The 23,130-nt window shown below is 66.2% G+C and carries 20 protein-coding genes; 14 read left to right on the top strand and 6 right to left on the bottom strand.

Features of this window, described 5'->3' with window-relative positions; all coding sequences use genetic code 11:
- Positions 1-38: 38 nt before the first annotated feature.
- From murB to IFT67_RS04685, 7 genes are all read left to right on the top strand, one after another.
- On the top strand, positions 39-998 hold the full coding sequence (gene murB, locus IFT67_RS04715) for a UDP-N-acetylmuramate dehydrogenase (RefSeq protein ID WP_192146476.1): 960 nt from the start codon (positions 39-41) through the stop codon (positions 996-998).
- A complete protein-coding gene (locus IFT67_RS04710) occupies positions 965-1,948 on the top strand; it encodes a D-alanine--D-alanine ligase (protein WP_192145208.1) in 984 nt (327 codons plus the stop codon). The genes murB and IFT67_RS04710 overlap by 34 nt, the downstream gene beginning before the upstream one ends.
- Positions 1,945-2,919: a cell division protein FtsQ/DivIB gene (locus IFT67_RS04705; protein WP_107952166.1), complete on the top strand. Its 975-nt coding sequence runs from the start codon at positions 1,945-1,947 to the stop codon at positions 2,917-2,919. The genes IFT67_RS04710 and IFT67_RS04705 overlap by 4 nt, the downstream gene beginning before the upstream one ends.
- A gap of 1 nt (position 2,920) precedes the next feature.
- Positions 2,921-4,183: a cell division protein FtsA gene (gene ftsA / locus IFT67_RS04700; RefSeq protein WP_056051322.1), complete on the top strand. Its 1,263-nt coding sequence runs from the start codon at positions 2,921-2,923 to the stop codon at positions 4,181-4,183.
- Positions 4,184-4,296: 113 nt separating this feature from the next.
- Entirely contained in the window at positions 4,297-5,874 is a 1,578-nt protein-coding gene (gene ftsZ / locus IFT67_RS04695; protein ID WP_192145207.1) for a cell division protein FtsZ, read from the top strand.
- Positions 5,875-6,108: 234 nt separating this feature from the next.
- A complete protein-coding gene (locus IFT67_RS20540; RefSeq protein ID WP_192145206.1) occupies positions 6,109-8,280 on the top strand; it encodes a tetratricopeptide repeat protein in 2,172 nt (723 codons plus the stop codon).
- Complete coding sequence (locus tag IFT67_RS04685) at positions 8,277-9,443, top strand: deoxyguanosinetriphosphate triphosphohydrolase (RefSeq protein ID WP_192145205.1); 1,167 nt, start codon at positions 8,277-8,279, stop codon at positions 9,441-9,443. Before IFT67_RS20540 ends, IFT67_RS04685 begins: the two co-directional genes overlap by 4 nt.
- Positions 9,444-9,548: 105 nt before the next feature.
- Here IFT67_RS04685 and IFT67_RS04680 read toward each other — a convergent pair whose 3' ends face one another.
- A complete protein-coding gene (locus IFT67_RS04680; RefSeq protein ID WP_192145204.1) occupies positions 9,549-9,842 on the bottom strand; it encodes a hypothetical protein in 294 nt (97 codons plus the stop codon).
- A gap of 237 nt (positions 9,843-10,079) precedes the next feature.
- Here IFT67_RS04680 and argS point away from each other — a divergent pair, with 237 nt between their 5' ends.
- Together argS and IFT67_RS04670 are read left to right on the top strand one after the other, a co-directional pair.
- Positions 10,080-11,804 (top strand): arginine--tRNA ligase, encoded by a 1,725-nt coding sequence (gene argS, locus IFT67_RS04675; protein ID WP_192145203.1) that lies wholly within the window; start codon positions 10,080-10,082, stop codon positions 11,802-11,804.
- Positions 11,804-12,523, top strand: coding sequence for an SPOR domain-containing protein (locus IFT67_RS04670; RefSeq protein ID WP_107961713.1), 720 nt, complete (start codon positions 11,804-11,806; stop codon positions 12,521-12,523). Before argS ends, IFT67_RS04670 begins: the two co-directional genes overlap by 1 nt.
- A 226-nt stretch (positions 12,524-12,749) precedes the next feature.
- Here IFT67_RS04670 and IFT67_RS04665 read toward each other — a convergent pair whose 3' ends face one another.
- Positions 12,750-13,022 carry a hypothetical protein gene (locus tag IFT67_RS04665; RefSeq protein ID WP_235529827.1) on the bottom strand — a complete coding sequence of 91 codons (273 nt, stop codon included), beginning with the start codon at positions 13,020-13,022 and terminating at the stop codon, positions 12,750-12,752.
- Between the two features lie 228 nt (positions 13,023-13,250).
- On the opposite strand from IFT67_RS04665, the gene IFT67_RS04660 reads away from it, so the two are divergent.
- From IFT67_RS04660 to IFT67_RS04650, 3 genes are read left to right on the top strand one after another with little or no spacing between them, the layout of a single operon-like run.
- On the top strand, positions 13,251-15,482 hold the full coding sequence (locus tag IFT67_RS04660) for a ribonuclease R family protein (RefSeq protein WP_192145202.1): 2,232 nt from the start codon (positions 13,251-13,253) through the stop codon (positions 15,480-15,482).
- A gap of 50 nt (positions 15,483-15,532) precedes the next feature.
- On the top strand, positions 15,533-15,829 hold the full coding sequence (locus IFT67_RS04655) for a hypothetical protein (protein WP_121884445.1): 297 nt from the start codon (positions 15,533-15,535) through the stop codon (positions 15,827-15,829).
- Positions 15,830-15,860: 31 nt separating this feature from the next.
- On the top strand, positions 15,861-16,160 hold the full coding sequence (locus tag IFT67_RS04650; RefSeq protein ID WP_192145201.1) for a hypothetical protein: 300 nt from the start codon (positions 15,861-15,863) through the stop codon (positions 16,158-16,160).
- Here IFT67_RS04650 and IFT67_RS04645 read toward each other — a convergent pair whose 3' ends face one another.
- Positions 16,161-17,318: a saccharopine dehydrogenase family protein gene (locus IFT67_RS04645; RefSeq protein ID WP_192145200.1), complete on the bottom strand. Its 1,158-nt coding sequence runs from the start codon at positions 17,316-17,318 to the stop codon at positions 16,161-16,163.
- A gap of 108 nt (positions 17,319-17,426) precedes the next feature.
- Here IFT67_RS04645 and IFT67_RS04640 point away from each other — a divergent pair, with 108 nt between their 5' ends.
- On the top strand, positions 17,427-17,765 hold the full coding sequence (locus tag IFT67_RS04640; RefSeq protein WP_121904653.1) for a TfoX/Sxy family protein: 339 nt from the start codon (positions 17,427-17,429) through the stop codon (positions 17,763-17,765).
- Here the strand turns inward: IFT67_RS04640 and IFT67_RS04635 are convergent.
- Positions 17,762-19,537, bottom strand: a complete 1,776-nt coding sequence (locus IFT67_RS04635; protein ID WP_192145199.1) for an ABC transporter transmembrane domain-containing protein — start codon at positions 19,535-19,537, stop codon at positions 17,762-17,764. The two genes, IFT67_RS04640 and IFT67_RS04635, sit on opposite strands and share 4 nt — an antisense overlap.
- Positions 19,538-19,699: 162 nt before the next feature.
- Here IFT67_RS04635 and IFT67_RS04630 point away from each other — a divergent pair, with 162 nt between their 5' ends.
- Positions 19,700-20,932, top strand: coding sequence for a polyhydroxyalkanoate depolymerase (locus IFT67_RS04630; RefSeq protein WP_192146474.1), 1,233 nt, complete (start codon positions 19,700-19,702; stop codon positions 20,930-20,932).
- 39 nt (positions 20,933-20,971) lie between these two features.
- On the opposite strand, the gene IFT67_RS04625 is transcribed toward IFT67_RS04630, so the two are convergent.
- Both IFT67_RS04625 and IFT67_RS04620 read right to left on the bottom strand, forming a co-directional pair.
- Positions 20,972-21,454 carry a pyridoxamine 5'-phosphate oxidase family protein gene (locus tag IFT67_RS04625; RefSeq protein WP_192145198.1) on the bottom strand — a complete coding sequence of 161 codons (483 nt, stop codon included), beginning with the start codon at positions 21,452-21,454 and terminating at the stop codon, positions 20,972-20,974.
- 399 nt (positions 21,455-21,853) lie between these two features.
- On the bottom strand, positions 21,854-23,032 hold the full coding sequence (locus IFT67_RS04620) for an acetyl-CoA C-acyltransferase (protein WP_192145197.1): 1,179 nt from the start codon (positions 23,030-23,032) through the stop codon (positions 21,854-21,856).
- Positions 23,033-23,130 lie beyond the last annotated feature (98 nt).

Here is a 23,130-nt window from a genome sequence, read left to right as displayed (position 1 = left end):
AAATCCTCCCCGGTACGGGGAGGGGGACCATGCAGGGCATGGTGGAGGGGGGCGTCCACGAGCGTAACGCTTCTGGCAGAGCCCCCTCCACCGCCTTTGGCGGTCCCCCTCCCCGTGCCGGGGAGGATCTGCGTGGTACTCTGACGGCTAATGGCAGTCTGGCGGACTTTATCTGGTTTCGTACCGGTGGCCCGGCGGAGTGGCTGGTGCGGCCTGCGGATGTCGAGGATCTGGCGCAGTTGCTGAAGACCCTCGACCCCTCGACTTCAGTGCTGCCGGTTGGCGTAGGATCGAACCTGATCGTGCGCGATGGCGGCGTGCCGGGGGTCGTTGTGCGATTGCCTAAGGCAATGGCCAAGGTGTCGGTGCAGGATGGTCGCGTTCGTGCGGGGGCGGGGGCGATGGGGATCACCGTTGCCAGTGCCGCGCGGGATGCTGGGATTGCCGGGCTTGAGTTTCTGCGTGGGATACCGGGTACTGTCGGCGGAGCGGTTCGGATGAACGCGGGTGCTTATGGTCGCGATGTCAGCGATATTCTGGTCGAGGCTACCGTTGTTACGCGCGACGGCTCGGTCGAGACTTGGTCCGCTGAGAAGCTCGGGTTCACCTATCGTCATTCGGACCTGCCCGCGGGAGCCGTCGTGGTCGAAGCGGTGTTCTCCGGCACGCCCGGCGAGCCTGCCGTGATCGGTGCGGAGATGGACCGGATCGCGGCCGAGCGCGAAGCGTCTCAGCCTCTCCGTTCGCGGACCGGGGGCTCGACGTTCAAGAATCCCGAGGGGCACAAGGCTTGGGCGTTGATCGACGCGGCCGGGTGTCGGGGGCTGACTCGCGGCGATGCGCAGGTCAGCGAGAAGCATTGTAATTTCCTGCTGAACCTCGGGTCCGCGTCGAGCGCGGAGATCGAGGCGCTGGGTGAAGAGGTACGGGACAAGGTGAAAGCGCATTCGGGAGTGACGTTGGAATGGGAAATCCAGCGGGTCGGGGTCGCGAAGTGAGCGCGCCGCTTCACATTGCGGTTCTGATGGGCGGCTGGTCGGCGGAGCGTGAGGTTTCGCTGATGTCGGGTAATGGCTGTGCGGACGCGCTTGAGTCGCTCGGGCACCGGGTTACGCGGATCGATATGGGGCGGGATGTTGCTGCCAAGCTGGCCGAGGCTCAGCCCGACCTCGTGTTCAATGCGCTGCATGGGACGCCGGGGGAAGACGGCTCGGTGCAGGGGCTGCTCGACCTGATGGGTCTGCGCTACACGCACTCCGGCCTCGCGACGTCGGTGATCGCGATCGACAAGGTGCTGACCAAGCTGCTCCTCGTTCCCGCGGGCGTGCCGATGCCGGGTGGGCGGATCGTCAAGTCCGCCGACCTGTTCGAGAGCGATCCGATGGCGCGGCCGTACGTGCTGAAGCCGGTCAACGAGGGCTCGTCGGTCGGGGTGGCGATCGTCACCGATAGCGGCAATTACGGCAATCCGATCGCGCGGGACAGCGTCGGGCCGTGGGGCGAGTTCGAGGAATTGCTGGCCGAGCCGTATATCCGCGGGCGCGAGCTGACGACGGCGGTGCTCGGCGGCAAGGCACTTGGCGTGACCGAGTTGAAGCCCAAGAGCGGCTGGTATGATTACGACGCGAAATACACCGACGGGATGACCGTTCACGTCTGCCCGGCGGAGATCCCCGACGAGATCACCGATGCCTGCAAGAGCCTCGCGCTCGAAGCGCACCGGTTGCTCGGCTGCAAGGGCGCGTCGCGGTCCGATTTCCGCTGGGATGACGAGCGCGGCGTCGACGGGCTGTTCCTGCTCGAGGTGAATACGCAGCCGGGGATGACGCCGCTGAGCCTCGTTCCCGAGCAGGCACGGCATATCGGCATGAGCTATGCCGAGCTGGTCCAGGCGATCGTCGACGAAGCGCTTCAGGACCATCCCCCTAGTAAAAACGGGGCGCCATGAGCCGCACGATCAAGCGCGGTCCGCCGCCCAAGCGGCCCGCCCCGCGCCGGAAGGTCGCGGTCAAGAAGGTGTCGGTGATGGACCGGCTGGTCGGGATGCTCCCGGTCAGTGAGGATACGCTCCGGAAAATCGCGACCTGGTCGATCCTGGGCGCGGGCGGGGCTGTGGCGATCGCGGCGGCGACGTGGGTCGGCATCCCGGGGATGATCGGCGCGGCGGTGGCCGAGGGTGCCGGGCGCGCGGGGTTCAAGGTCGAGCAGATCGAGGTGACGGGCCTCAAGCGGATGGACCGGATGTCGGTCTATGCGGTCGCGCTGGAGGACAAGCAGAATCAGACGTCGATGCTGTCGGTCGACCTTGAGGCGGTGCGGCAGAAGCTGTTACGCTACGGCTGGATCGCGGATGCGCACGTCTCGCGGCGGCTGCCGAATACGATGCTGGTCGATATCGTCGAGCGCACGCCCGCCGCGGTGTGGCAGGACAATGGCCAGCTGACGCTGATCGATTCGTCGGGTGTGCTGCTGGAGCCGGTGCAGCCGGATGCGATCCCGAACCTGCCGCTGGTGATCGGGCCGGGCGCGGATCGGCAGGAGGCGTCGTACCAGACGCTGCTCGCCGCCGCGCCCGCGCTTAAGCCGCGCGTGAAGGCGGCGACCTGGGTCGGCAATCGGCGCTGGGACCTGACGTTCGAGAGCGGCGAGACTTTGGCGCTGCCCGAAGACGGTGCGCCGCGCGCTCTGGTGAAGTTCGCCGAACTGGATGGAGCGCGGCCGTTGCTGGGGCGTGGGTGGATCCGGTTCGACATGCGCGATCCGACCAAGCTGGTCGCGCGCAAGCCGGGCGCGAGCCTGGCGCACAGTGTCGACGTGCCGGCACCTGCCAGCGCGGGGGCGAGCGCACCGGCAGCGGGCGAAACTACGAATACTCCGTCGCAAACGGCGGGCGCGAACGTAACGGGCGGGGAGGGATGACATGGCAAAGGTGGCACCGGAAGGGCTGATCACGGCGCTCGATATCGGGTCGTCGAAGGTTTCGGCGATGATCGCGCAGAAGGGGGACGGCGGCGAGCTGATCGTGCTCGGCACCGGCCAGCGCGAGAGCCGCGGCGTCAAGCGCGGCTATATCGCCGATATGGCAACGACCGAGGCGGCAGTGCGCGAGGCGGTCGAGCAGGCCGAGCGGATCGCCGGCATCAACATCGAGAATGTCTGGGTCGGGTTCTCGGCCGGCGGGCTTGTGTCCGACGTCGCCGAAGTCGAGTTCGAGCTGGGCGGCCACCGGGTCGAGCAGCAGGATATCGATGCGTTGCTCGCCGCCGGGCGCAACTCGATCGATCCGCAGGGCCGCATGGTGCTCCACGCGCAGCCCGCGCTCTATACGCTCGACGGGCTGACCGGGGTGAAGACGCCGCTCGGTTTGCATGCCGATCGGCTCGGCGTGCACATCCATGTCGTCGCCGCGGACGGTTCGCCGGTGCGCAACCTCGATCTGTGCGTGCGGTCGGCGCATCTCGAGGTGAAGTCGATCATCGCCTCGCCGGTCGCGACGGGTCTCGCGTGCCTCAGCGACGAAGAGCGCGAGCTTGGCGTCGCGCTGGTCGAGATGGGGGCGGGGATCACCAACGTGTCGCTGTTCGCCGGCGGCATGCTGGTCGGGCTGACCTCGATCCCGATCGGCGCGCAGGACATTACGGACGACATCGCCAGCGCATTCGGCACGCGGCGTCAGAACGCCGAGCGGATGAAGTGCTTCCACGGCTCGGCCAATGCGAGCCCGCGCGATAATCACGACATGATCCCGGTCATGCCGATCTCCGCGGAGGACGGCGCGGGCGAAGGCGCGCAGATCACCAAGGCGCAGCTGATCGGCGTGATCCGCCAGCGGCTCGAGCATCAGATGGGCGAAGTGCGCAATGCGCTCACCAAGCTGAAGTTCGAGGGGCCGGTCGGGCGTCAGGTCGTGCTGACCGGCGGTGGTGCCGAGCTGAAGGGCATCGCCGACTATGCGCAACAGGCGCTCGGACGGTCGGTGCGGATCGGTCGACCGCGTGGCCTGACCGCGCTGCCGGAAGCGCATGGCGGACCGGCTTTTGCAACGCTAGCGGGGTTGGCCTTCTATGCGGCGACCAACCCAATCGACCTTCGCGGGCTCGCGCCGCAGCGGACGACGGTGCATCGGCCAAAGGGTATGGGCATGATGCGCAAGTTGATTCAGGCGGCACGCGCGAATTATTAAGAGTTTCGAGGGCGCTGGCGTTATTTCGGCTGGAACAGGCCGTGACGTTGGTGCACACAGATTAATCAGGGGCCCGGCCGTAGCGTATCTACCGGGTTGTGCGGAGAACGGCGATGAGCATCGAATTCCTTAGTCCCGAAGTGGACGATCTGGCCCCCCGCATCGCGGTGATCGGCGTCGGCGGCGCGGGCGGCAACGCGATCGCCAACATGATGCGGGCCGACGTCCAGGGCGTCGACTTCCTCGTGGCGAACACCGACGCGCAGGCGTTGAAGCAGTCCACCGCACCGCAGCGGATCCAGCTCGGCACCAAGATCACGCAAGGTCTCGGTGCCGGCTCACGTCCCGAGATCGGTCGTGCCGCCGCCGAAGAGACGATCGATCAGCTCGCCAAGATGCTCGAAGGCGCGCACATGTGCTTCATCACCGCCGGCATGGGCGGCGGCACGGGTACGGGCGCGGCACCGGTCATCGCCAAAGCGGCGCGCGACATGGGCATCCTGACCGTCGGCGTCGTGACCAAGCCGTTCGCATTCGAGGGTAATCGTCGCGCCAAGTCGGCCGAGGGCGGAATCGACGAGCTGCAGAAGTACGTCGACACGCTGATCGTCATCCCGAACCAGAATCTGTTCCTCATCGCCAACGCGAACACGACCTTCAAGGAAGCGTTCACGATGGCGGACGAGGTGCTCCAGCAGGGCGTCCGCAGCATCACCGACCTGATGGTGATGCCGGGCCTCATCAACCTCGATTTCGCCGACGTCCGCTCGGTGATGCAGGAGATGGGCAAGGCGATGATGGGCACCGGCGAGGCGAGCGGCGACAACCGCGCGCTCGAAGCCGCGCAGAAGGCGATCTCGAACCCGCTGCTCGAAGGCGTCAGCATGCGCGGCGCGAAGGGCGTCATCATCTCGATCACCGGCGGCGACGACATGCGCCTGCTCGAAGTCGACGAAGCCGCGAATCATATCCGCGACCTGGTCGATCCCGATGCGAACATCATCTGGGGTTCGGCATTCAACCAGGAGCTCGAAGGCAAGATCCGCGTCTCGGTCGTCGCGACCGGGATCGACGCCGATGCGCGTCCGCCGGAAGTCGCGCCCGAGCCGACCCGCTCGTTCAGCTTCGGATCGCGCAAGACGGATGAGAACACCTCGTTCCGTCCGAGCGAGCCTGCCGCTTCGTCGGCCGCGCCTGTTGCTTCGTCCGCCGACGAAGAGCCGCTCGACCTGAACGCGTCGTCGGAAGTCGAGCCGTCGGCGTCTAAGTCGGATGACGAGCTGGTGCTCGGTGCCGAGACGATGGTGCCGCAGGCCGCGCCTGCGCCGGTTGCTCCTGCACCGCAGCCTGCGCCCGCGCCGCGCACGTATGGCGACGAGCCTTACGGTCGTGGTCCGATCGCGCGTCCGGCTTCGGCATCGTCGGTGCCGCCCGCTCGCGCACCGATCGCGCCGGTTGTTCCGGTGCCGACGCCGGCAGCGGACGAGGGTGGTGCGCGTCGCCGCTGGCTCGCTCCGGGTGCCGAGGCTGCCCCCGAGGCGGTTCCGGCCGCACCGCGCGTAAAGCTCGGCGGTACGCTGTTCGAGCGCATGTCGAATGCGGCACGCGGAGCAGCGAAGGAAGACGGCGAAGCGGCCCCTCAGGATCCGCTCGATATCCCCCGCTTCCTGCATCGCCAGAACAACCAGTAAGTCGGGAACATCTCGACTTATCAATATCTTGCACGATCCAGCCCTGACCTCCCCTCTTCCATTCCGAGAGGGGGATGCGCCAGAGGCGGCGAAGGGTGAGGGCACGCCAGGCAGGGCTTTCGCGCTTGCGTACGCAAAACCCTGCATTCGTCGCCGCCCCAGCCCAGTTCGCCGCGCGCATGCGTGCGAGACATTGCCGGTTCGGTCGGGCTGGCGTCTAGACAGTTGAACCTCATGACCCGGTCCTCCCATCATCTCCTGACCGCCGCGCTGGCACTCGTGCTCGCGGCCGTGCCAGCCGCCGCGTCCGCGCAAGCCGTCGTGCAGGCGATCCCCGGCACCACCGACGCGGACAAGCTCGGCGACGTGATGCGCCAGCTCGCGAGCAACCCGCGCAACATCGACGCGCTGATCAAGGCCGGCGACCTGTCGATGGGCCTCGGCGATCTCAGCGGTGCGGCCGCGCTGTTCGCGCGCGCGGAAAAGGTGAACCCGCGCGATGGTCGGGCGAAGGCGGGGATGGCGTCGATCCTCGTCCGGTCCGAGCGTCCCGGCGAAGCGCTCCGCTATTATGCGCAGGCGGAGGGCCTCGGCTTGGACCCGCGCAACTTCGCCGCAGATCGTGGGCTCGCCTATGATTTGATTGGCCAGCAGGACCGGGCGCAGCGCGACTACCGCGTGGCACTCCGCGATGCGCCCGACGACGAGACGACGCGGCGCTATGCGCTGTCGCTCGGTATCTCGGGCAAGCCTGAGCTCGCGGTTCAGCAGCTCAATCCGCTCCTGCTCAAGAGCGATCGCGGCGCATGGCGATCCCGCGCGTTCATCCTCGCGATGAACGGCGACGTCGCCGGCGCGGAGAAGATCGCCACCACGATGATGCCCGCAGGCACCGCGCAAGGCCTGCAACCCTTCTTCCAGCGCCTGCCCAACCTGCCGGCAAGCGATCGTGCGTTCGCGGTGCATTTCGGCGAAGTCCACGCAACGCCGGCGCGTCTCGCGGATGCACGCATGGCGCCGCCACTGGGCATGCTCGCCGCAGACCCCACCGCGCCGGTCATGATGGCAGCCGTCACACCGCAACCTGCGGTCACGGCCAAGACCGGCAAGAAGGACAAGCGCGATCGTCGCTCGAACCGCGACCGTGTCCAGATGGCCGCGGTGACGCGACCGTCCTCAACACCAGTACCTGTAACAACGTCGGCACCGGTCCCGCCGGTCGCCACTCCATCGCGTACGTTGACGACGGTCCCCGCGCCCAGCACCTACGCCGCCCCCGTCCAGCTCGCAGCAGCGCCGATGCAAATGGTCCAGCCATTGCCGGCCCGCACGGTGCAGCCTGTGCCGCAGCCAAGCTATTCCGCGCCGACCGTGACGCTTCCGGGCGCGCGTACCAACCCGGCCGCGGAAACGAACTCCGTTGTCTCAGCGACCATTCAACCGAGCGCGTCGCCGGTTGTCCGTACGGTCCCGACGCCGTCGCCAGCAGGAACTCTCCCCCCACGCGTGGCCACGCAGATGGCTTCGATCCCGGTAGGGCAAACACGCGCCGATCCGACCCGTGCGGCGAATACGCTCGCTGCATCGGCAGCGGCGGCGCCGTCGGTTTCGCCGCTACCAACTCCGATACAGCAGGCGCCCGTTCAGCAGGTCGCCCCAACGCAGAGTGCCAACGCCGAGACGCCGACACCCGGCTTCACCAGTTCGTCTACGCCCGCACCGGTAGCCGCGACCTTGCCACCACGGACTCACGCAGTCGCCGCTAGTGAGGACTCGATCCTCGCGCGGATCGTCGCGGGTCTGTCGATTCCCGCGTCCGAGCTCGACGTCGCGCCGATGCATCCCGCGCCGGTCGTGACGCCCGCCACCATTCCGGTCTCGGATGATTCCGAGCGCGTGCTCGCCGAGGCGAAGGCCAAGACCGAACGCGACGCAGCGGCCAAGGCGGTCGCTGCCAAGACGCTGGCCGCGGACAAGCTCGCCGCCGACAAGAAGGCGGCGCTCGACAAGAAGGCCGCGGCGAAAAAGGCGATCGCCGACAAGAAGGCGCTTGCCGAGAAAAAGGCCGCCGCCGCCGAGAAGCTCGCCGCCGACAAGGCTGCAGCTGAAGAGAAGCGGATCGCGCGTGCCAATCCCGCGCGGACCTGGGTGCAGGTGTCGACCGGCGCGACCGAGGGCGATCTGCCCAAGGCGTGGAAGAAGGCGAAGGCCAAGGCCCCGACCGTGTTCGGCGCTCGCGGCGGCTGGACCGCGCCGTGGAAGGCGACCAACCGCGTGCTCGCCGGCCCGTTCAAGACCGATGCCGAGGCGCGGACTTTCGTCAATCAGCTTGCCAAGGAAGGCGTCTCGACGTTCACCTTCACCAGCGATCCGGGCGAGATCATCACGAAGTTGCCGGCCAAGTGAGTTACCGCGCGCCCTGGGCATCGGACCCGGCGCGCAGCAAAGGACGGCTTCACGAGGAACAGAACGGGTCCGTCCGTGGTCCACGCGATGCCTTCCAGCGCGACCGCGACCGGATCATCCACTCGATCAGCTTCCGTCGCCTGCGCCACAAGACGCAGGTGTTCATGGCGCCAGACGGCGACCATTTCCGCGTTCGTCTGACGCACAGCCTGGAAGTCGCGCAGATCGGCCGGACGATCGCGCGGACGCTGGCGCTGAACGAGGACCTGACCGAGGCGCTTTGTCTCGCGCACGATATCGGTCATCCGCCGTTCGGCCATGCCGGCGAGGATGCGCTGAAGGCGGCGCTGACCGGCCAAGGCGGCTTCGATCACAACGGCCACACGCTGCGCACGCTGATGACGATCGAGCGGCCCTATCCGTTATGGAACGGGCTGAACCTGACATGGGAAACGCTCGAAGGTCTCGCCAAGCATAATGGACCGGTCCGGCATCCGGGATGGGCTCTGGCCGCGGCGGATGCCGAGTTCGGCCTCGCGCTGACCAGCTTTTCGTCGCTGGAAGCACAGGTCGCGGCGATCGCCGACGATATCGCCTACGACAATCACGATATCGACGATGGCCTGCGTGCCGGACTGCTGACGCTCGACCAGATGCTCGCGGTGCCGCTGGTCGCGCGCGGCTGGGACGACGTGCGGCGGCGCTTCCCCGATATCGAGCCGAAGCGCCTGGTCGGCGAACTCGTCCGCACGCAGATCGGGACGATGGTCAACGATCTGATCGCTGAAACCCGCCAGCGGGTCGCGACGAGCGGCGTCACCAGCGTCGACGACGTCCGCGATGCTGGCCAGTGCCTGGTCGGCTTCTCGCCAGAGATGCGCGAGGCGGAGCGCGACCTGAAGCGCTTCATGTACGCCAATCTCTATCACCACCCGCGCCAGCTTGCCGCGGCGGATGCGGCACATGGGATCGTCGCCGGCCTGTTCGCGGTCTATCGCAACGATCCGATGACCATGCCCGAGGAATGGCGCGACCGCCTGCCTGCGGACGATCCCGATCGCAGCCGGCACATCGCCGACTTCATCGCCGGCATGACCGACCGCTACGCGGTGTCGCGCTACCGCGAACTGGTCGGCCCGATAGACTTGCCTGAGGGGTTTTAGGTCGTGGCGTCCGGATGACGGGCGTCGAGACTAACCCGAGCCGAACGAAAAACGGCGGCCGGACCGAGGTCCGACCGCCGTTTTCGTTATCTTTGTAGTCGTAGTTTAGCGCGCGACAGCAGCGACCCCGCCTGCTGCACCGGTAGCTTCGGCGGTCTTGAACGCGACCGGGACGCCGGCCGACACGCCCGACACACGGTCGCCGCGGACGATCAGATGGAAAGCCTGGCCCGACGGATAGCGGCGACCGTCGATCACCTGACGACCACCCTGCTGGGTCGACGTGTAAACATAGGTGCTGCCCTCATGAACGAAGCTCTGCTTGCTCTCGGCGGCCATGCCGATGGTCGACGTGAGGGCGGCCGCTGCTGCTGCGATGATCTTGATGGTGTTGCGCATGATCGTGTCTCCCGCGTGTTGCGTTGAGCCGGATCAGGTCCTGTCCCAACTCTCGATACGAGAAATATTGCAGTGCAGCATAAACGGCAATTGCAAAGCAGACTGTCGCGATTGCAGCTTATGCAACGGCGGATCATCGGACGCCCGAGCAGGCGGATCAGCGCGACGCGGGATAAAAATTGAGCGTCGCGCTGCGATGGGCTAAAGCGCCCGCTTCCTTACGATACCGGAATTACCATGACGCTCTACGCCCGTTTCGCCGCGCATATCGATGCGGCGCTCGACACCCTGACCGAAGCGGGAACGCTGCCGGCTGGGCTCGACCGCAAGAACGTCACGGTCGAGCCGCCGCGCGACACGAGCCACGGTGATCTTGCAACCAACGCTGCGATGGTCCTCGCCAAGCCCGCCAAGACCAATCCGCGCGTGCTGGCCGATGCACTGGTCGTCGAACTGTCGAAGCTCGAGGACGTCGCCTCGGCGAGCGTCGCGGGCCCCGGCTTCATCAACATGAAACTCACGGACGACGCCTGGCGCGCCGAACTGGCCGCGATCCCCGAGGCGGGCGCGGATTATGGCCGCTCGAAGCAGGGTGACGGGATCACCGTCAACATCGAGTATGTCTCGGCAAACCCGACCGGTCCGATGCACATGGGCCATTGCCGTGGCGCAGTCGTCGGCGACGCACTCGCCAGCCTGCTCGAATTTGCCGGGCACAAGGTGATCCGCGAATATTACGTCAACGATGCCGGTGGTCAGGTCGACGTGCTCGCGCGCTCCGTCCACCTCCGCTACCGCGAGGCGCTCGGCGAGACCGTCGAGATCCCCGAGGGCCTGTACCCGGGCGACTATCTCGTCCCCGTCGGCCAGTCGCTCGCGAAGGAGTTCGGCGACCGCTATGTCGGCGCGCCCGAGAGCGAATGGCTGGTCATCTTCCGCACGCAGGCAGTCGCTGCGATGATGGTGATGATCCGTGCCGATCTGGCCTTGCTCGGGATCGAGCACGAGGTGTTCGCGTCGGAGGCAGAACTTCAGGCTGCGAAGAAGCCTGAGGCAGCCGAGGCGGAATTGCGGTCGCGCGATCTGGTCTATGACGGCGTGCTCGAAGCGCCGAAGGGCGAGACGCCCGACGATTGGGAGCCGGTCGAGCTGCCGCTATTCCGCTCGTCGCAGTTCGGCGACGACCAGGATCGCCCGATCAAGAAGTCGAACGGGTCGTGGACCTATTTCGGCGCCGATCTCGCCTATCATTTCCAGAAGAGCCAGAGCGCCGATCAGCTGATCGATATCTGGGGCGCGGATCATGGCGGCACGGTCAAGCGGATCGTCGCGGCAGTGGCGGCGCTGACCGGCGGCAAGACGCGGTTCGACGTCAAGCTCGTCCAAATGGTCCGGCTGCTGCGCAACGGCGAGCCGGTCAAGATGTCGAAGCGGTCGGGCAATTTCGTCACGTTGGCCGATGTCGTGCGCGAGGTCGGCAAGGATGTCGTGCGCTTCACGATGCTGACTCGCCGGTCCGATGCGCAGATGGATTTCGACTTCGCCAAGGTGGTCGAGGCGTCGAAGGACAACCCGGTTTTCTACGTCCAGTACGCGCACGCCCGCATCGCATCGCTGCATCGGCGTGCGGAAGAGGCGGGAATCACGCCTATTTCTGCGGATTTGTCCCGGCTTGATACGGACGAACTGGCGCTCGTACAGCTTGCGGCGCAGTTCCCCCGGCTCGTCGAGATCGCCTCGACCGCGCGCGAACCGCATAGAATTGCGTTCTATCTCTATGACTTGGCGGCTGCGTTCCATGCGCTGTGGAATGTCGGAAACGACCGTCCCGACCGTCGTTTCCTGGTGATCGAGGATCCACAGGCGACCGCGGCACGGCTTTTCTTGGCGTCCGCTATAGGGCAGATTATTCATAACGGCCTCGCCATCATGGGTGTCGAAGCGGTTTCGGAGATGAAGTGATGGCCGAAGATATGGATCTGCGCGAGGAAGACCGGCTCCCCTGGCTCGAAACCGTCGAGCCGGACGAGCAGGAAACCGTTGGCATCGGCCGCGTCATTGCGCTCGTCGTGCTCGGTCTCGCGGTGCTCGCGGCGATCATCTTCGGCATCTACAAGCTGCAACAGCGCGCCCCGACCGGCGACGGCCAGATGATCGCCGCGCAGGAAGGCGACTATAAGGTCAAGCCCGACGACGCCGGCGGCCTGAAGGTCAAGGGTGAGGGCGACTCGGCGATCGCGACCAGTGCGGGCAAGTCGGGCAACGGCGCGATCGATCTTCGCGGCGTGCCGGAAGCGCCGGTCGACGGCAAGCGTGCGGTCGCGGCCAAGGCTGACGACGCAGCGGGCCGCAACGCCGTCGCACAGGTTCCTGCATCGGGGGGGCGGCTGGTCGCCACGGCACCGCTGTCAGCGTCGAAGCCGAGTGGCGCTGGCGCGGCTACCGGCGGTTCGCTGGTCCAGCTCGGTGCGTATCCGAGCGAAGCAGTCGCCAACGCGGCCTGGACGAACTTCTCGAAGCGGTTCGCGTATGTCGGTGCGCTCGGCAAGTCGGTCCAGCCGGTCGCGACGGGTGGCCGAACTCTGTATCGTCTGCGCGTGAACGCGGGCAGCGCGAACCAGGCGGCGGATATCTGTGGCCGGCTGCGGGTCGCTGGCGAGACTTGCTTCGTCGCCAGCTAAGAGCTGTGGCGATCGGCGGGTGCTTACTGTTTGCCGCAGACCTTGGCTGAACGCCGGTTGTCATAGATCTATTTGTTGCGCGCGGTTCAGTGGCGTGATGACACTGCCAAGGTGCGACCGACCTCGCGCACGGCGCTCTGCTTGAGGTTGTGCGCGTCGCGCTACGGTCGCGCGACGCTATCGCACAGTCGATCATCTTTGCCGGGCTTGGCGACCCGCTAGGGCATCACACCACGCGACGATGCTTTCCACCGTATTTGCGGCCGATATAATCGCCGATCTGTGCGACTTCGGTGGCTGCGGCGAGCGCGCCGTTCATCTGGCAAGGGAGTGGATCGCTATCGTGATTGGCGACCCGGGCCTGAACCTTGTCGCACAACTCCTCGATATCCGCGCGCGAGAGAACGTTCTTCTCTCGCAGCAGGCAGATGAGGCTTTGCAGGATGACGAGGTTTTTGTCCTCGGGGTCCGCTTCGAGCTTCAGGGGCGTTGCCATCATGCCTCTCCTTCAATGTTTTCAGTAGACTATGCCCATCTGGACCCGTTGCAAGCCCTAAAGCCAAAAATGGCGTACCGGTTGCTCGAAACTGGAGGACTGTCCTCCTGGTCGGCAGGCGTTTCGAGCATCAATCCCGTACCGGATAAGTTATCTGCCATTCCTTCCGGATGCTGTCGGTCCGAGTGAAGCCGGGGTGACGGAACGGGTTGGCGTGCTTATCTGTGTGCGATGTACAAACCAAAAGCCGGTCTTCCGACGCGCGAGCAGATCCTCGACTTCATCGCCACGTCCGACGTGCCCGCGGGCAAACGCGAGATCGCCAAGGGCTTCGGGCTCAGCGCGCAGGACAAGATCGGGCTGAAGGCTTTGCTCAAGGACATGGCCGACGAGGGGTTGATCGACAGCGCTCCAGGCCGCGCGTTCCACAAGATGGGTGGCATTCCGAAGGTGACGGTGCTGCGGATCGCCGATGTCGATGACGGCGGCAACGTCTGGGCGGTCCCGGAGCGCTGGGAGGCGGAAGGCGTGCCGCCGCCGCGTCTGCGCGTGCGCGAACGGAAACGCGGGGCGCTGGGCGTTGGCGAGCGGATCCTCGCGCGCACCGAGGAGGCCGGGAACGGCTGGATCGCGCATCCGATGAAGGTGCTCGCGCCGGCGTCCGAGCAGGTCCTGGGCGTGTTGCGCGAAGAGGCCGGGCGGCTCTGGCTGACGGGCGTCGACAAGCGCGAGCGGCGTGAGTTCGCCGTCGCGGACGCAGGCGGCGCGGCGCCGGGCGATCTGGTGTTGGCGGAACTCGCGGGGAAACCACCCAAGATCGCGGCACGCGTCGTGTCGAAGCTTGGCGATCCGTTTGCGGCGCGCAGTTTCTCGCTGATCGCGATCCACAAGCTCGGTATTCCGGACGTGTTCTCGGAGGAGGCGCTCGACGAGGCGGAGCGGGTGTCGAAGCTTCCGTTGGGTGAGGGGCGTGAGGATCTGCGCGATTTGCCGATCGTCGCGATCGATCCCGAGGATGCGCGCGATCACGACGATGCGGTCTGGGCGGAGGCGGATGACGATCCCTCTAACGCCGGCGGCTGGAAGGCGATCGTCGCGATCGCGGACGTCAGTTTCTATGTGCGGCCGAAGTCCGAGGTCGACCGCGAGGCGCGGCGGCGCGGGAACTCAGTGTATTTCCCCGACCGCGTCGTGCCGATGCTGCCCGAGATCCTATCGGCGGAGGTGTGTTCGCTGAAGGAAGGCGCGGACCGCGCGGCGCTCGCGTGCCATCTGCGGATCGGCAAGGACGGTTCGCTCAAGTCGTGGCGGTTCACGCGCGCGGTGGTGCGGATCGCGGCGAACCTGGCGTATGAGGAAGCGCAGGCGATCATCGACGCCGCATCGCCGGTGGTGGACGAGCGTGGCGATATGCTGGCCGTCTTGCAGCCCCTCTGGGCCTGTTGGCATGCGCTGGCCAAGGCGCGGGATGCGCGGGCGCCACTCGATCTCGATTTGCCGGAGCGTCGCGTGGTGCTCGACGAGCAGGGGCGGATCATGTCGGTGTCGCCGCGCGAACGGCTCGACGCGCACCGGTTGATCGAGGACTACATGATCGCCGCCAACGTTGCCGCCGCCAAGGCGCTGGAGGCGAAGAAGGCGCCGGTCATGTACCGCATCCACGAGCCGCCGAGCCGCGAGAAACTGGCGGCGTTGAAGGAGTATCTCGAGACGTTCGACGTGCCGTTCGCGCTCGGGCAGGTCGTCCGTCCCGCCACGTTCAACCATATCATCGAACGCATCGGCGACGCGGATTTCCGTCCTCAGGTGATGGAGCAGATCCTTCGCACGCAGACCCAGGCCTATTATGCGCCCGGCAATCACGGGCATTTCGGGCTTAGTCTCGGCAGCTACGCGCATTTCACCTCGCCGATTCGGCGTTATGCCGATCTGCTCGTCCATAGGTCGCTGGTGTCCGCCTATGGGCTCGGCGAGGGCGGGTTGCCGGCGGACGATGCGGTCAACATGGAGTCGGTCGGCGAGATCATCAGCCGGCTCGAGCGCCGCGCGATGGAGGCCGAGCGCGATACCACCGATCGCTATGTCGCGGCGTTCCTGTCGGAGCGCGTCGGCCAGGTGATGGACGTGCGGATCACCGGCGTGACCAATTTCGGCTTCTTCGCGACGGTCGAGGGGATCGGTGGCGACGGCCTGATGCCGGTGCGCGATCTCGGCGGCGAATATTTCCGCTTCGACGAGGGCGCGCGGACGCTGACCGGCGAGCATAGCGGCGATGTCTTCGCGCAGGGGCAGACACTGGAGTTGCGGCTGGCAGAGGCGAACCCGGTGTCGGGTGCCCTCCGCTTCGAAATGCCCGAGGGAAAGGGGGCCGCACAGCCTCCACGGGGCGGCCGCAAGCCGGTGCGCGAGATCAAGCGACGTGGTCGCCCGGCGAACATCCGCCACCAAGGCAAGCGGCGTTAGGATTTGCGCAAACCCCCCGCGCTATGCGAGATCGGCGCGGGGGGAAGAGTATGAGGGGACTTATTCTAGGCCGATCGCGTCGACGGATCGTCAAGGATTTCGTTGCGGCACGGGCCACGTCGGCTGATCGTGCGATCCCCTATGTCGCGAACGACGCGCGGATATTTCGCCAACTTCGAGTCTATGGCGCGATCGTCGACGACGGGGCCGGGCGCTATCATCTCGATGCGCGAAAGCTCGGCGCATTTCGCGCTTCGGTGCGACTTCGAGCCGCAGCGATCGTCGGGGTATCGGGCGTCGCTGCAAGCGTTGCGGCGGCGGCGACGGTCTTCGCGCTTGCCGAATAAGCTCTCACCGGTAAATCCGAGCTCATCGGGCATGCCGATGGCGTTGCGTCCGCATCGGATCCGCGGAGTCATCCCGGCGCTGTTTCTGGCGCGACACGCGACCGGACCCGACGATGCGATCGCCTTCCTACCGCGTGATGCTCGCGAGCAGGCGACGTTCGATCGGCTGCGCGCCAACGGCATCGTCCGCGAAACCGCGCCAGGTCGCTTCTATTTCGATCTCGACGCGCATTATGCTTCTGTCGAGCGACGCCGACGTCTCGCCGTGCCGATCGCGATCATCGTGTCGGTGCTGATCGCCTGGATCGCCACGCGGTTCTTTCGCGGTTGATCACCCGACCGTGAAGGTCAGCCCCGCCTTCGCCACCAGCCGATCGCGCAACTTCGCTCCCATCAGCGCGCCCGGCGTCCAGATCCCGCCATCGCCCTGCACGTCCTGGACTAGGCACAACGCCGCCTCGGCGATCATCTTGCTGGTCGAGCCATAGCCGGGATCACGGTCGCCGGTAACGACCGCGTCGATCCGCTCGCCGTCGGGCATGATGCCCGCGAACAGCAGATCGTAATGGCCGGCGTCGCGCTCCTCCTTCGACGGGCCTTCGCCGGGTTTCGGCCCCTTGTCGCCCGAGAACGGGTTGAACTTGGCGATCGCCTCCGCCGCGACCTTGCCGATATCGCCGAGGCCGGCGACCATCATCTCGTCATAGACGAAGTCCGCGCCATAGGCCTTGCCGAGCAGGAAATTGGTGCGGTGGACGTTCTTGGTATTGATCGGCGCCATCACGAACGGCGCAACCCAGGCCGAGAGGGTCGTGTCGTATTCGGGGAGCAGCCCGGTCGGCTGGTGCGGCCCCTGGAAGCCGGGGGTCAGCGCGAACGGGCTGGTCAGCAGTTTGATGATGCCGGGATCGCGCGCTGCGGCGGCGAGCGTCGCCTTTAGGCTGGCCGCGGTGCCGCCGGAGAACGTGCCCTGCATTTTGCGCACGCGACCTTTCACTCGGGGAGCGGGGGCGCCGTATTTTGCCTTCGCCGCATCCTGCAATGTCAGCACGCCGACATCGAATGGGATCGAGTCGAACCCGCAGGAGAACACGATGCGCGCACCGGTCCGCGTCGCTTCGCCTTCGTGCGCGTCGATCATGTGGCGCATCCAGGCTGGCTCGCCGCACAGGTCTACATAGCCTGTGCCGGTCGCGGCGCACGCGGCGACGAGGTTGGAGCCGTACAGCTGGTACGGTCCGACCGTAGAGATGACGACGGTGGCGCGTTCGGCCATGGCGCGGAGGCTGGCGGGATCGTCGGAGTCGGCAGCGATCAACGCCGTCTCGGCAGGCGCGCCGATCAGGTCGCGGACATCTTGCAGCTTCGACAGCGAACGCCCCGCCATCGCCCACCTGACGCCGGTGGGATAGGTCTGGACGAGATACTCCGCCACGAGTCGCCCGGTGAACCCGGTCGCGCCGTAGATGACGATGTCGAAGTCGCGCATATCCATCTCCTGTTTTGCAGAGTTTGCGCGCGCGGGCATGGCATCGCAAGTGAAACGCCGTCGTCGGCATGGCTCGCCAAGGCGGCGCCGATCTGCGAGGATCGCTTGATGGCATCCGATCGCAAGACCGTCGCGTTCATCGTCGACCAGCTCGCCGCGGCGGGGGAGGTCTCGGCAAAGCCGATGTTCGGCGAATACGGCGTCTATTGCGATGGCAGGATGGTCGCGCTGATCTGCGACGACCAGCTGTTCGTGAAGCCGACCCCGGGTGGCCGCGCGTTCGCGGGGGCGATCGACGAGGCGCCGCCTTATCCGGGCGCGAAACCTTGCCTGCTGGTCGACGCGGATCGCTGGGACGATGCGGAGTGGCTGGCCGAACTCGTCCGCATCTCGACCGCGGAATTGCCGATGCCGAAACCGAAAAAGCCCAAGCCCAAGAAGGTCTAGGCTGCCTCGTTGAACTGCAGGCTGGCGAGCCGCGCGTAGAGCCCGCTGTTGGTCATCAGCGACGCGTGCGAGCCTTCCTCGACGATCTGACCATCGCTCATCACGATGATTCGCTCGGCCGCGCGCACGGTAGCGAGGCGGTGCGCGATGACCAGTGTGGTACGGTTCGCCATGAGCCGCTCAAGCGCTTCCTGCACGAGCCGCTCACTCTCGGCATCGAGCGCACTGGTGGCCTCGTCGAGCAAGAGGATAGGCGCATCGCGGAGCAGCGCGCGGGCGATCGTCACGCGCTGGCGCTGGCCACCGGACAGCCGTGCGCCGCCTTCGCCGAGGAACGTGTCGAGGCCCTCGGGTAGTTTGCGGAGGAATTCGGCGGCGTTGGCGGCTTCGGCGGCGGCCCAGAGCTTGTCGTCGGTCGCGGACCAGTCGCCGTAGCGGAGATTGTCGCGCGCCGAGGCGCCGAAGATGATCGTCTCCTGTGGGACCATCGCGATGCGGGCGCGGACTTCCGCCGGAGCGGCGTCGCGCAGGTCGATGCCGTCGAGCGTCACGCGGCCGGCGTCGGGGTCGTAGAAGCGCTGGACCAGCTGGAAGAGAGTAGTCTTGCCGGCGCCCGAAGGACCGACGACGGCGACCGTCTCGCCCGGCTTCACCTCGAGCGAGAAGCCGTTGAGCGCGGCGACGTCGCGGCGCGTCGGGTAGTGGAACTGCACGCCTTCGAATGCGAGCGCGCCGCGTGGCGGTTGGGGCAGGGCGACCGGGTTGGCGGGCGCGGCGATCTCGGGCTTTTCGCGGAGCAACTCGGACAGGCGTCCGGCCGCACCGGCGCCGCGCAACAGGTCGCCGTACACTTCGGTCAGCGCGCCGAACGCGCCTGCGACGATGCCGCCGGTCAGGACGAACGCGGCGATCGCGCCACCGCTGATGCGGCCGGCGGCTACGTCGATCGCACCTTCCCACAGGACCAATGTGATCGATCCGAAAACGAGGCCGATGACGATCGCGGTCATCACCGCACGCAGCATGATCCGCGCGCGAGCCGCGGCGAAGGTCGCGCTGACCGCGTCGGAGAAGCGGATCGCCTCGCGGTCTTCCTGCCCAAATGCCTGCACGACCTTCATCGCGCCGAGCGTCTCGGTGGCGATCGAGCCGACATCGGCGACGCGGTCCTGCGAGGTGCGCGAGTAGTTGCGCACGCGTTTGCCGAGCAGCGCGATCGGCAGGATGATCAGCGGGATGCCGATCATCAGCATGCCCGCGAGCTTGGGCGAGATCGCGAACAGGTAGATCAGCCCGCCGATGCCGGTGAAGGTGTTGCGCAGCGCTATCGACACCGTGCTGCCGACGACCTGTTCGATCAGCGCCGTATCCGAGGTCAGGCGCGAGGCGATCTCGGACGGGCGGTTCTCCTCGAAGAAGCGCGGTGTCAGGCGGAGGAGGTGGCGCTGCACGTTGGTGCGAATGTCTGCGACGACGCGCTCGCCAAGCCACGAGACGTAGTAGAAGCGCACCGCGGTTGCGAGTGCGAGCACCACGACGATCATCAGCAAATAGTGGAACGAGTTGGCGACCGACCCCCCCGCACCGGGGCCGAAGCCGCGGTCGATCACGCGCTTGAATCCGTAGGGAATGCCGATCGTCGCGGCCGACGTCATCATCAGCGCGAGCCCCGCGAACGCGATCTGGCGAGGATAATGGGAGGCGTGACGCCACACCATCGCGAGATCGCCGATCCGGCGGGACGTCTTCTCTTCGGGTATCGGCTTGGCCATGCGCGGTGCCTAGCAGTGGCGGGGGTGGCGCTCAACGAGAACCGGGCGTCGCCGAGAGCGGTGATCGGGTCGCGCGGCACCGAGCGGCGGTCGATCGCGCGTTGCACTGCGGCAAAATTGCGTTACCACCGTGCAAAGCCCGATGAGGCGAGAGGATACCGCATGCTCTACGATGCCTATGAATTCCAGCGTTCGATGATGGCCGGCGCCAGCAAGATGGCGAGCTTCGGCGCGGATATGCTCAACAATCCGGCAAACCCGTTCGCCTATTTGGGCGGCGGCACGGTGGTCGCGTCGGCGCTCGAAGTGTTCGCACACGCGAATGCGACGCGAGGGAAGCCAGCGTTCGGGCTCGACACGACGACGATCGGCGGCCGCGAGGTCGCAGTGCGCGAGGAGATCGTGCTGCGGAAGGACTTCGGGCAGTTGAAGCGCTTCGTGCGCGAGGGCGTCGAGGGCGGTCCGAAGCTGCTGATCGTCGCACCGATGTCCGGCCATTACGCGACCTTGCTGCGCGGGACGGTCGAGCGGATGCTGCCGTTTGCCGACGTCTACATCACCGACTGGCGCGATGCGCGCAGCGTGCCGCTGTCGGCAGGGCGGTTCGATCTCGACGATTACATCGATTATCTGATCGAATATCTGGAGACGATCGGCGCGAACGAAGGGCAGGGGGGCACGCACATGCTGGCCGTCTGCCAACCCTCGGTCCCCTGTTACGCCGCCGTCGCTTTGATGAGTGCGGACAAGAACCCGTGCCGTCCGAAGACGCTGACGATGATGGGCGGTCCCGTCGACACGCGCGAAGCCCCGACCGCGGTGAACACGCTGGCGACCGAGCGGCCGCATGCGTGGTTCGAGCAGAACGTCATCGCGACCGTCCCGGGCAATTATCCGGGTGCGGGGCGGAAGGTGTATCCCGGCTTCCTGCAGCTTGCCGGGTTCATGTCGATGAATCTCGGCAACCACATGGTCTCGCATTGGGAGATGTATAAGCATCTCGTCCAGGGCGACGGCGAGAGCGCGTCGCAGAGCCAGGATTTCTACGAGGAATACCGGTCGGTCTGCGACATGACCGCGGAATTCTATCTCCAGACGATCGACGTCGTGTTCCAGAACCATGCGCTGCCGCGGGGGATCATGACGCATCGGGGGCGGCCGGTCGATCCGGCGGCGATCACCGATATCGGTCTGCTCGCGGTCGAGGGCGAGCGCGACGATATTTCGGGGTTGGGGCAGACCAAGGCAGCGCTGACGCTGGCAACCGCGCTACCCGACGAGAAGAAGCGCTACCTTATGGCGGAAGGTGCTGGCCATTACGGCATCTTCAACGGTACGCGCTGGCGAGAGAAGATCGCGCCGGTAGTGGAAGAGTTTATCACCGCGAACGGGTAAGAAAAATGGGCAGCCCAGTACGGGCTGCCCATAACTGGCTCAGGCGATCGAGTTGACCACCGCGTGGCTGCTCGACTCGTCCGAATGGATCGTGCCGCCGAACAGCATCTTGAGGCGGCCGCCGATCGAGATGTCGGTTTCCCAAAGCTCGGCGCTGTCGATGTCGAAGCGCAGCAGCGTCAGGTTGGGGTCTTCCTTGCCGCCCGGAAACCATGCTTCGACCTGGTTGTTCCAGAGCTTGTCGATCTGCGTGCGGTCGTTCGACGTCGAGACGTCGCCGGCCATGCACGCGAAGAAATCATGGCCCTTGCCGACGAACTGCGCCATCGCCGCGCCACCCTTGGCGATACGGTTGTCGCGGCCGGCGAAGAAGAACAGCGTGTTGGGCTGATCGTCGTCGATCTGCGCGGTCATCGGCTCGGAATGCTCGCCGTCATTGAGGCCGATCATCACGAACGGGCTGGCCTTCAGCTTCTCGATGAACTTCGCTGCGACTTCCTGCGGGGTATCCTTGTCGGCCATCGTCATTCTCCTATTGGCTTGGATTGCCACTGAGAACGGGCGGGGCGGAGGTTGGTTGCGCGGGGGCGGCTGATCGCCGCGTGCGATGTTGCTTGGTGAAAGCGTGTGGAGGGCGCCATGATGGCGACGGCAGTAGTTCTGCTGCCGAACAAGAAAGGTAAGGTGTATGCAACTTGCCGATCTGTGCCTCATCCTCGGCATGCTCTTCGCCTTCGCGACATTAGTCGTGAAGATCATCGAAGTGTCACGCAAAGGCTAGGTGCACGGGAGGGGCTCGATCTAGCAGTCGAGTCCCAAACGTATTGAGCCCCGGCCGCTAGCACGACCGAGGCTCAGACAAGAAGGCGGTGTATGCAACGCCGGTATAGTACATGCGCTACACCCGCGTGGATTTCAAGTTCACAGCACTTCGAACAACCCGGCTGCGCCCATGCCGCCGCCAACGCACATCGTGACCACGACATACTTTGCGCCGCGACGCTTGCCTTCGATCAGCGCGTGGCCCGTCGCGCGGGCGCCGGTCATGCCGTAGGGGTGGCCGATCGAGATCGCGCCGCCGCTGACGTTGAGCAGCTCGTCGGGAATGCCGAGGTTGTCGCGACAGTACAGGACCTGCACAGCGAACGCCTCGTTCAGTTCCCACAGGCCGATATCGTCCATCTTGAGGCCGAAGCGGTTGAGCAGCTTGGGGATTGCCACGACCGGGCCGATGCCCATCTCGTCAGGCTCGGTGCCGCCGACCGCCATGCCGACATAGCGACCGAGTGGCTGGAGACCGCGCTGCGAGGCGATCTTCTCTTCCATCAGTACCGACGACGACGAGCCATCCGACAGCTGCGATGCGTTGCCCGCGGTGATCGTGAAGTCGGGGCCCATCACTGGCTTCAGCGACTGGAGCCCCTCCAGCGTGGTGTCGGCGCGGTTGCCCTCGTCCTTGGTGATCGTCACGTCCTTGTACGTGACTTCCTTCGTCTCCTTGTTGACGATCGCCATGTTGGCGTCGACGGGGACGATCTCCGCGTCGAAATAGCCAGCGGCCTGCGCGGCGGCAGTGCGTTGCTGCGACTGAAGCGCGTACGCGTCCATCGCGTCGCGACTGATGCCGTAGCGTTTGGCGACGACCTCGGCGGTCTGCAGCATCGGCATGTAGACGTCCTTGTGCATCGCGATCAGCTGGGGATCGGGGGCGACGCGCATCTGCGGGGTCTGGACGAGGCTGATGCTCTCGACACCGCCGCCGATCGTGATGTCCATGTTGTCGGTGATGATCTGCTTGGCCGCGGTGGCGATCGCCATCAGGCCGGAGGCGCACTGGCGGTCGACCGACATGCCCGAGACGGTGACGGGGAGGCCGGCGCGCAGCAACGACGTGCGGGCGATGTTGCCGGCTTGGTGGCCCTGCTGGAGCGCGCAGCCGAAGACGACGTCGTCGACTTCCGCCCCGTCGATGCCGGCGCGCTCGACCGCGGCCTTGATCGAATGCGAGGCGAGCGTGGGGGCGGGGGTGTTGTTGAAGCCGCCGCGATAGGCGCGGCCGATGGGGGTGCGGGCGGTGGAGACGATGACGGCTGAACGCATGGGTATATCCTTATTTGCTCCCTTCCCGCTTGCGGGAGGGGTTGGGGGAGGGGGGGGGCAGAGTGGCCGGCGCAATCGCGGCTATTTCGGACCCTCCC

This window comes from Sphingomonas sp. CFBP 13728 (assembly GCF_014841895.1).
GTDB lineage: Bacteria > Pseudomonadota > Alphaproteobacteria > Sphingomonadales > Sphingomonadaceae > Sphingomonas.
The sequence above is the reverse complement of the archived record's forward strand: the minus strand, read 5'-3'. Positions and strand labels throughout refer to the sequence as shown.

Bases quoted from the DNA above. Each gene is read 5' to 3' on its own strand.
- murB (WP_192146476.1), top strand. From the start codon at position 39: ATGGTGGAGGGGGGCGTCCACGAGCGTAACGCTTCTGGCAGAGCCCCC.
- IFT67_RS04710 (WP_192145208.1), top strand. From the start codon at position 965: ATGGGAAATCCAGCGGGTCGGGGTCGCGAAGTGAGCGCGCCGCTTCAC.
- IFT67_RS04705 (WP_107952166.1), top strand. From the start codon at position 1,945: ATGAGCCGCACGATCAAGCGCGGTCCGCCGCCCAAGCGGCCCGCCCCG.
- ftsA (WP_056051322.1), top strand. From the start codon at position 2,921: ATGGCAAAGGTGGCACCGGAAGGGCTGATCACGGCGCTCGATATCGGG.
- ftsZ (WP_192145207.1), top strand. From the start codon at position 4,297: ATGAGCATCGAATTCCTTAGTCCCGAAGTGGACGATCTGGCCCCCCGC.
- IFT67_RS20540 (WP_192145206.1), top strand. From the start codon at position 6,109: ATGACCCGGTCCTCCCATCATCTCCTGACCGCCGCGCTGGCACTCGTG.
- IFT67_RS04680 (WP_192145204.1), bottom strand. From the start codon at position 9,842: ATGCGCAACACCATCAAGATCATCGCAGCAGCAGCGGCCGCCCTCACG.
- argS (WP_192145203.1), top strand. From the start codon at position 10,080: ATGACGCTCTACGCCCGTTTCGCCGCGCATATCGATGCGGCGCTCGAC.
- IFT67_RS04670 (WP_107961713.1), top strand. From the start codon at position 11,804: ATGGCCGAAGATATGGATCTGCGCGAGGAAGACCGGCTCCCCTGGCTC.
- IFT67_RS04665 (WP_235529827.1), bottom strand. From the start codon at position 13,022: ATGATGGCAACGCCCCTGAAGCTCGAAGCGGACCCCGAGGACAAAAAC.
- IFT67_RS04660 (WP_192145202.1), top strand. From the start codon at position 13,251: ATGTACAAACCAAAAGCCGGTCTTCCGACGCGCGAGCAGATCCTCGAC.
- IFT67_RS04655 (WP_121884445.1), top strand. From the start codon at position 15,533: ATGAGGGGACTTATTCTAGGCCGATCGCGTCGACGGATCGTCAAGGAT.
- IFT67_RS04650 (WP_192145201.1), top strand. From the start codon at position 15,861: ATGCCGATGGCGTTGCGTCCGCATCGGATCCGCGGAGTCATCCCGGCG.
- IFT67_RS04645 (WP_192145200.1), bottom strand. From the start codon at position 17,318: ATGCGCGACTTCGACATCGTCATCTACGGCGCGACCGGGTTCACCGGG.
- IFT67_RS04640 (WP_121904653.1), top strand. From the start codon at position 17,427: ATGGCATCCGATCGCAAGACCGTCGCGTTCATCGTCGACCAGCTCGCC.
- IFT67_RS04635 (WP_192145199.1), bottom strand. From the start codon at position 19,537: ATGGCCAAGCCGATACCCGAAGAGAAGACGTCCCGCCGGATCGGCGAT.
- IFT67_RS04630 (WP_192146474.1), top strand. From the start codon at position 19,700: ATGCTCTACGATGCCTATGAATTCCAGCGTTCGATGATGGCCGGCGCC.
- IFT67_RS04625 (WP_192145198.1), bottom strand. From the start codon at position 21,454: ATGGCCGACAAGGATACCCCGCAGGAAGTCGCAGCGAAGTTCATCGAG.
- IFT67_RS04620 (WP_192145197.1), bottom strand. From the start codon at position 23,032: ATGCGTTCAGCCGTCATCGTCTCCACCGCCCGCACCCCCATCGGCCGC.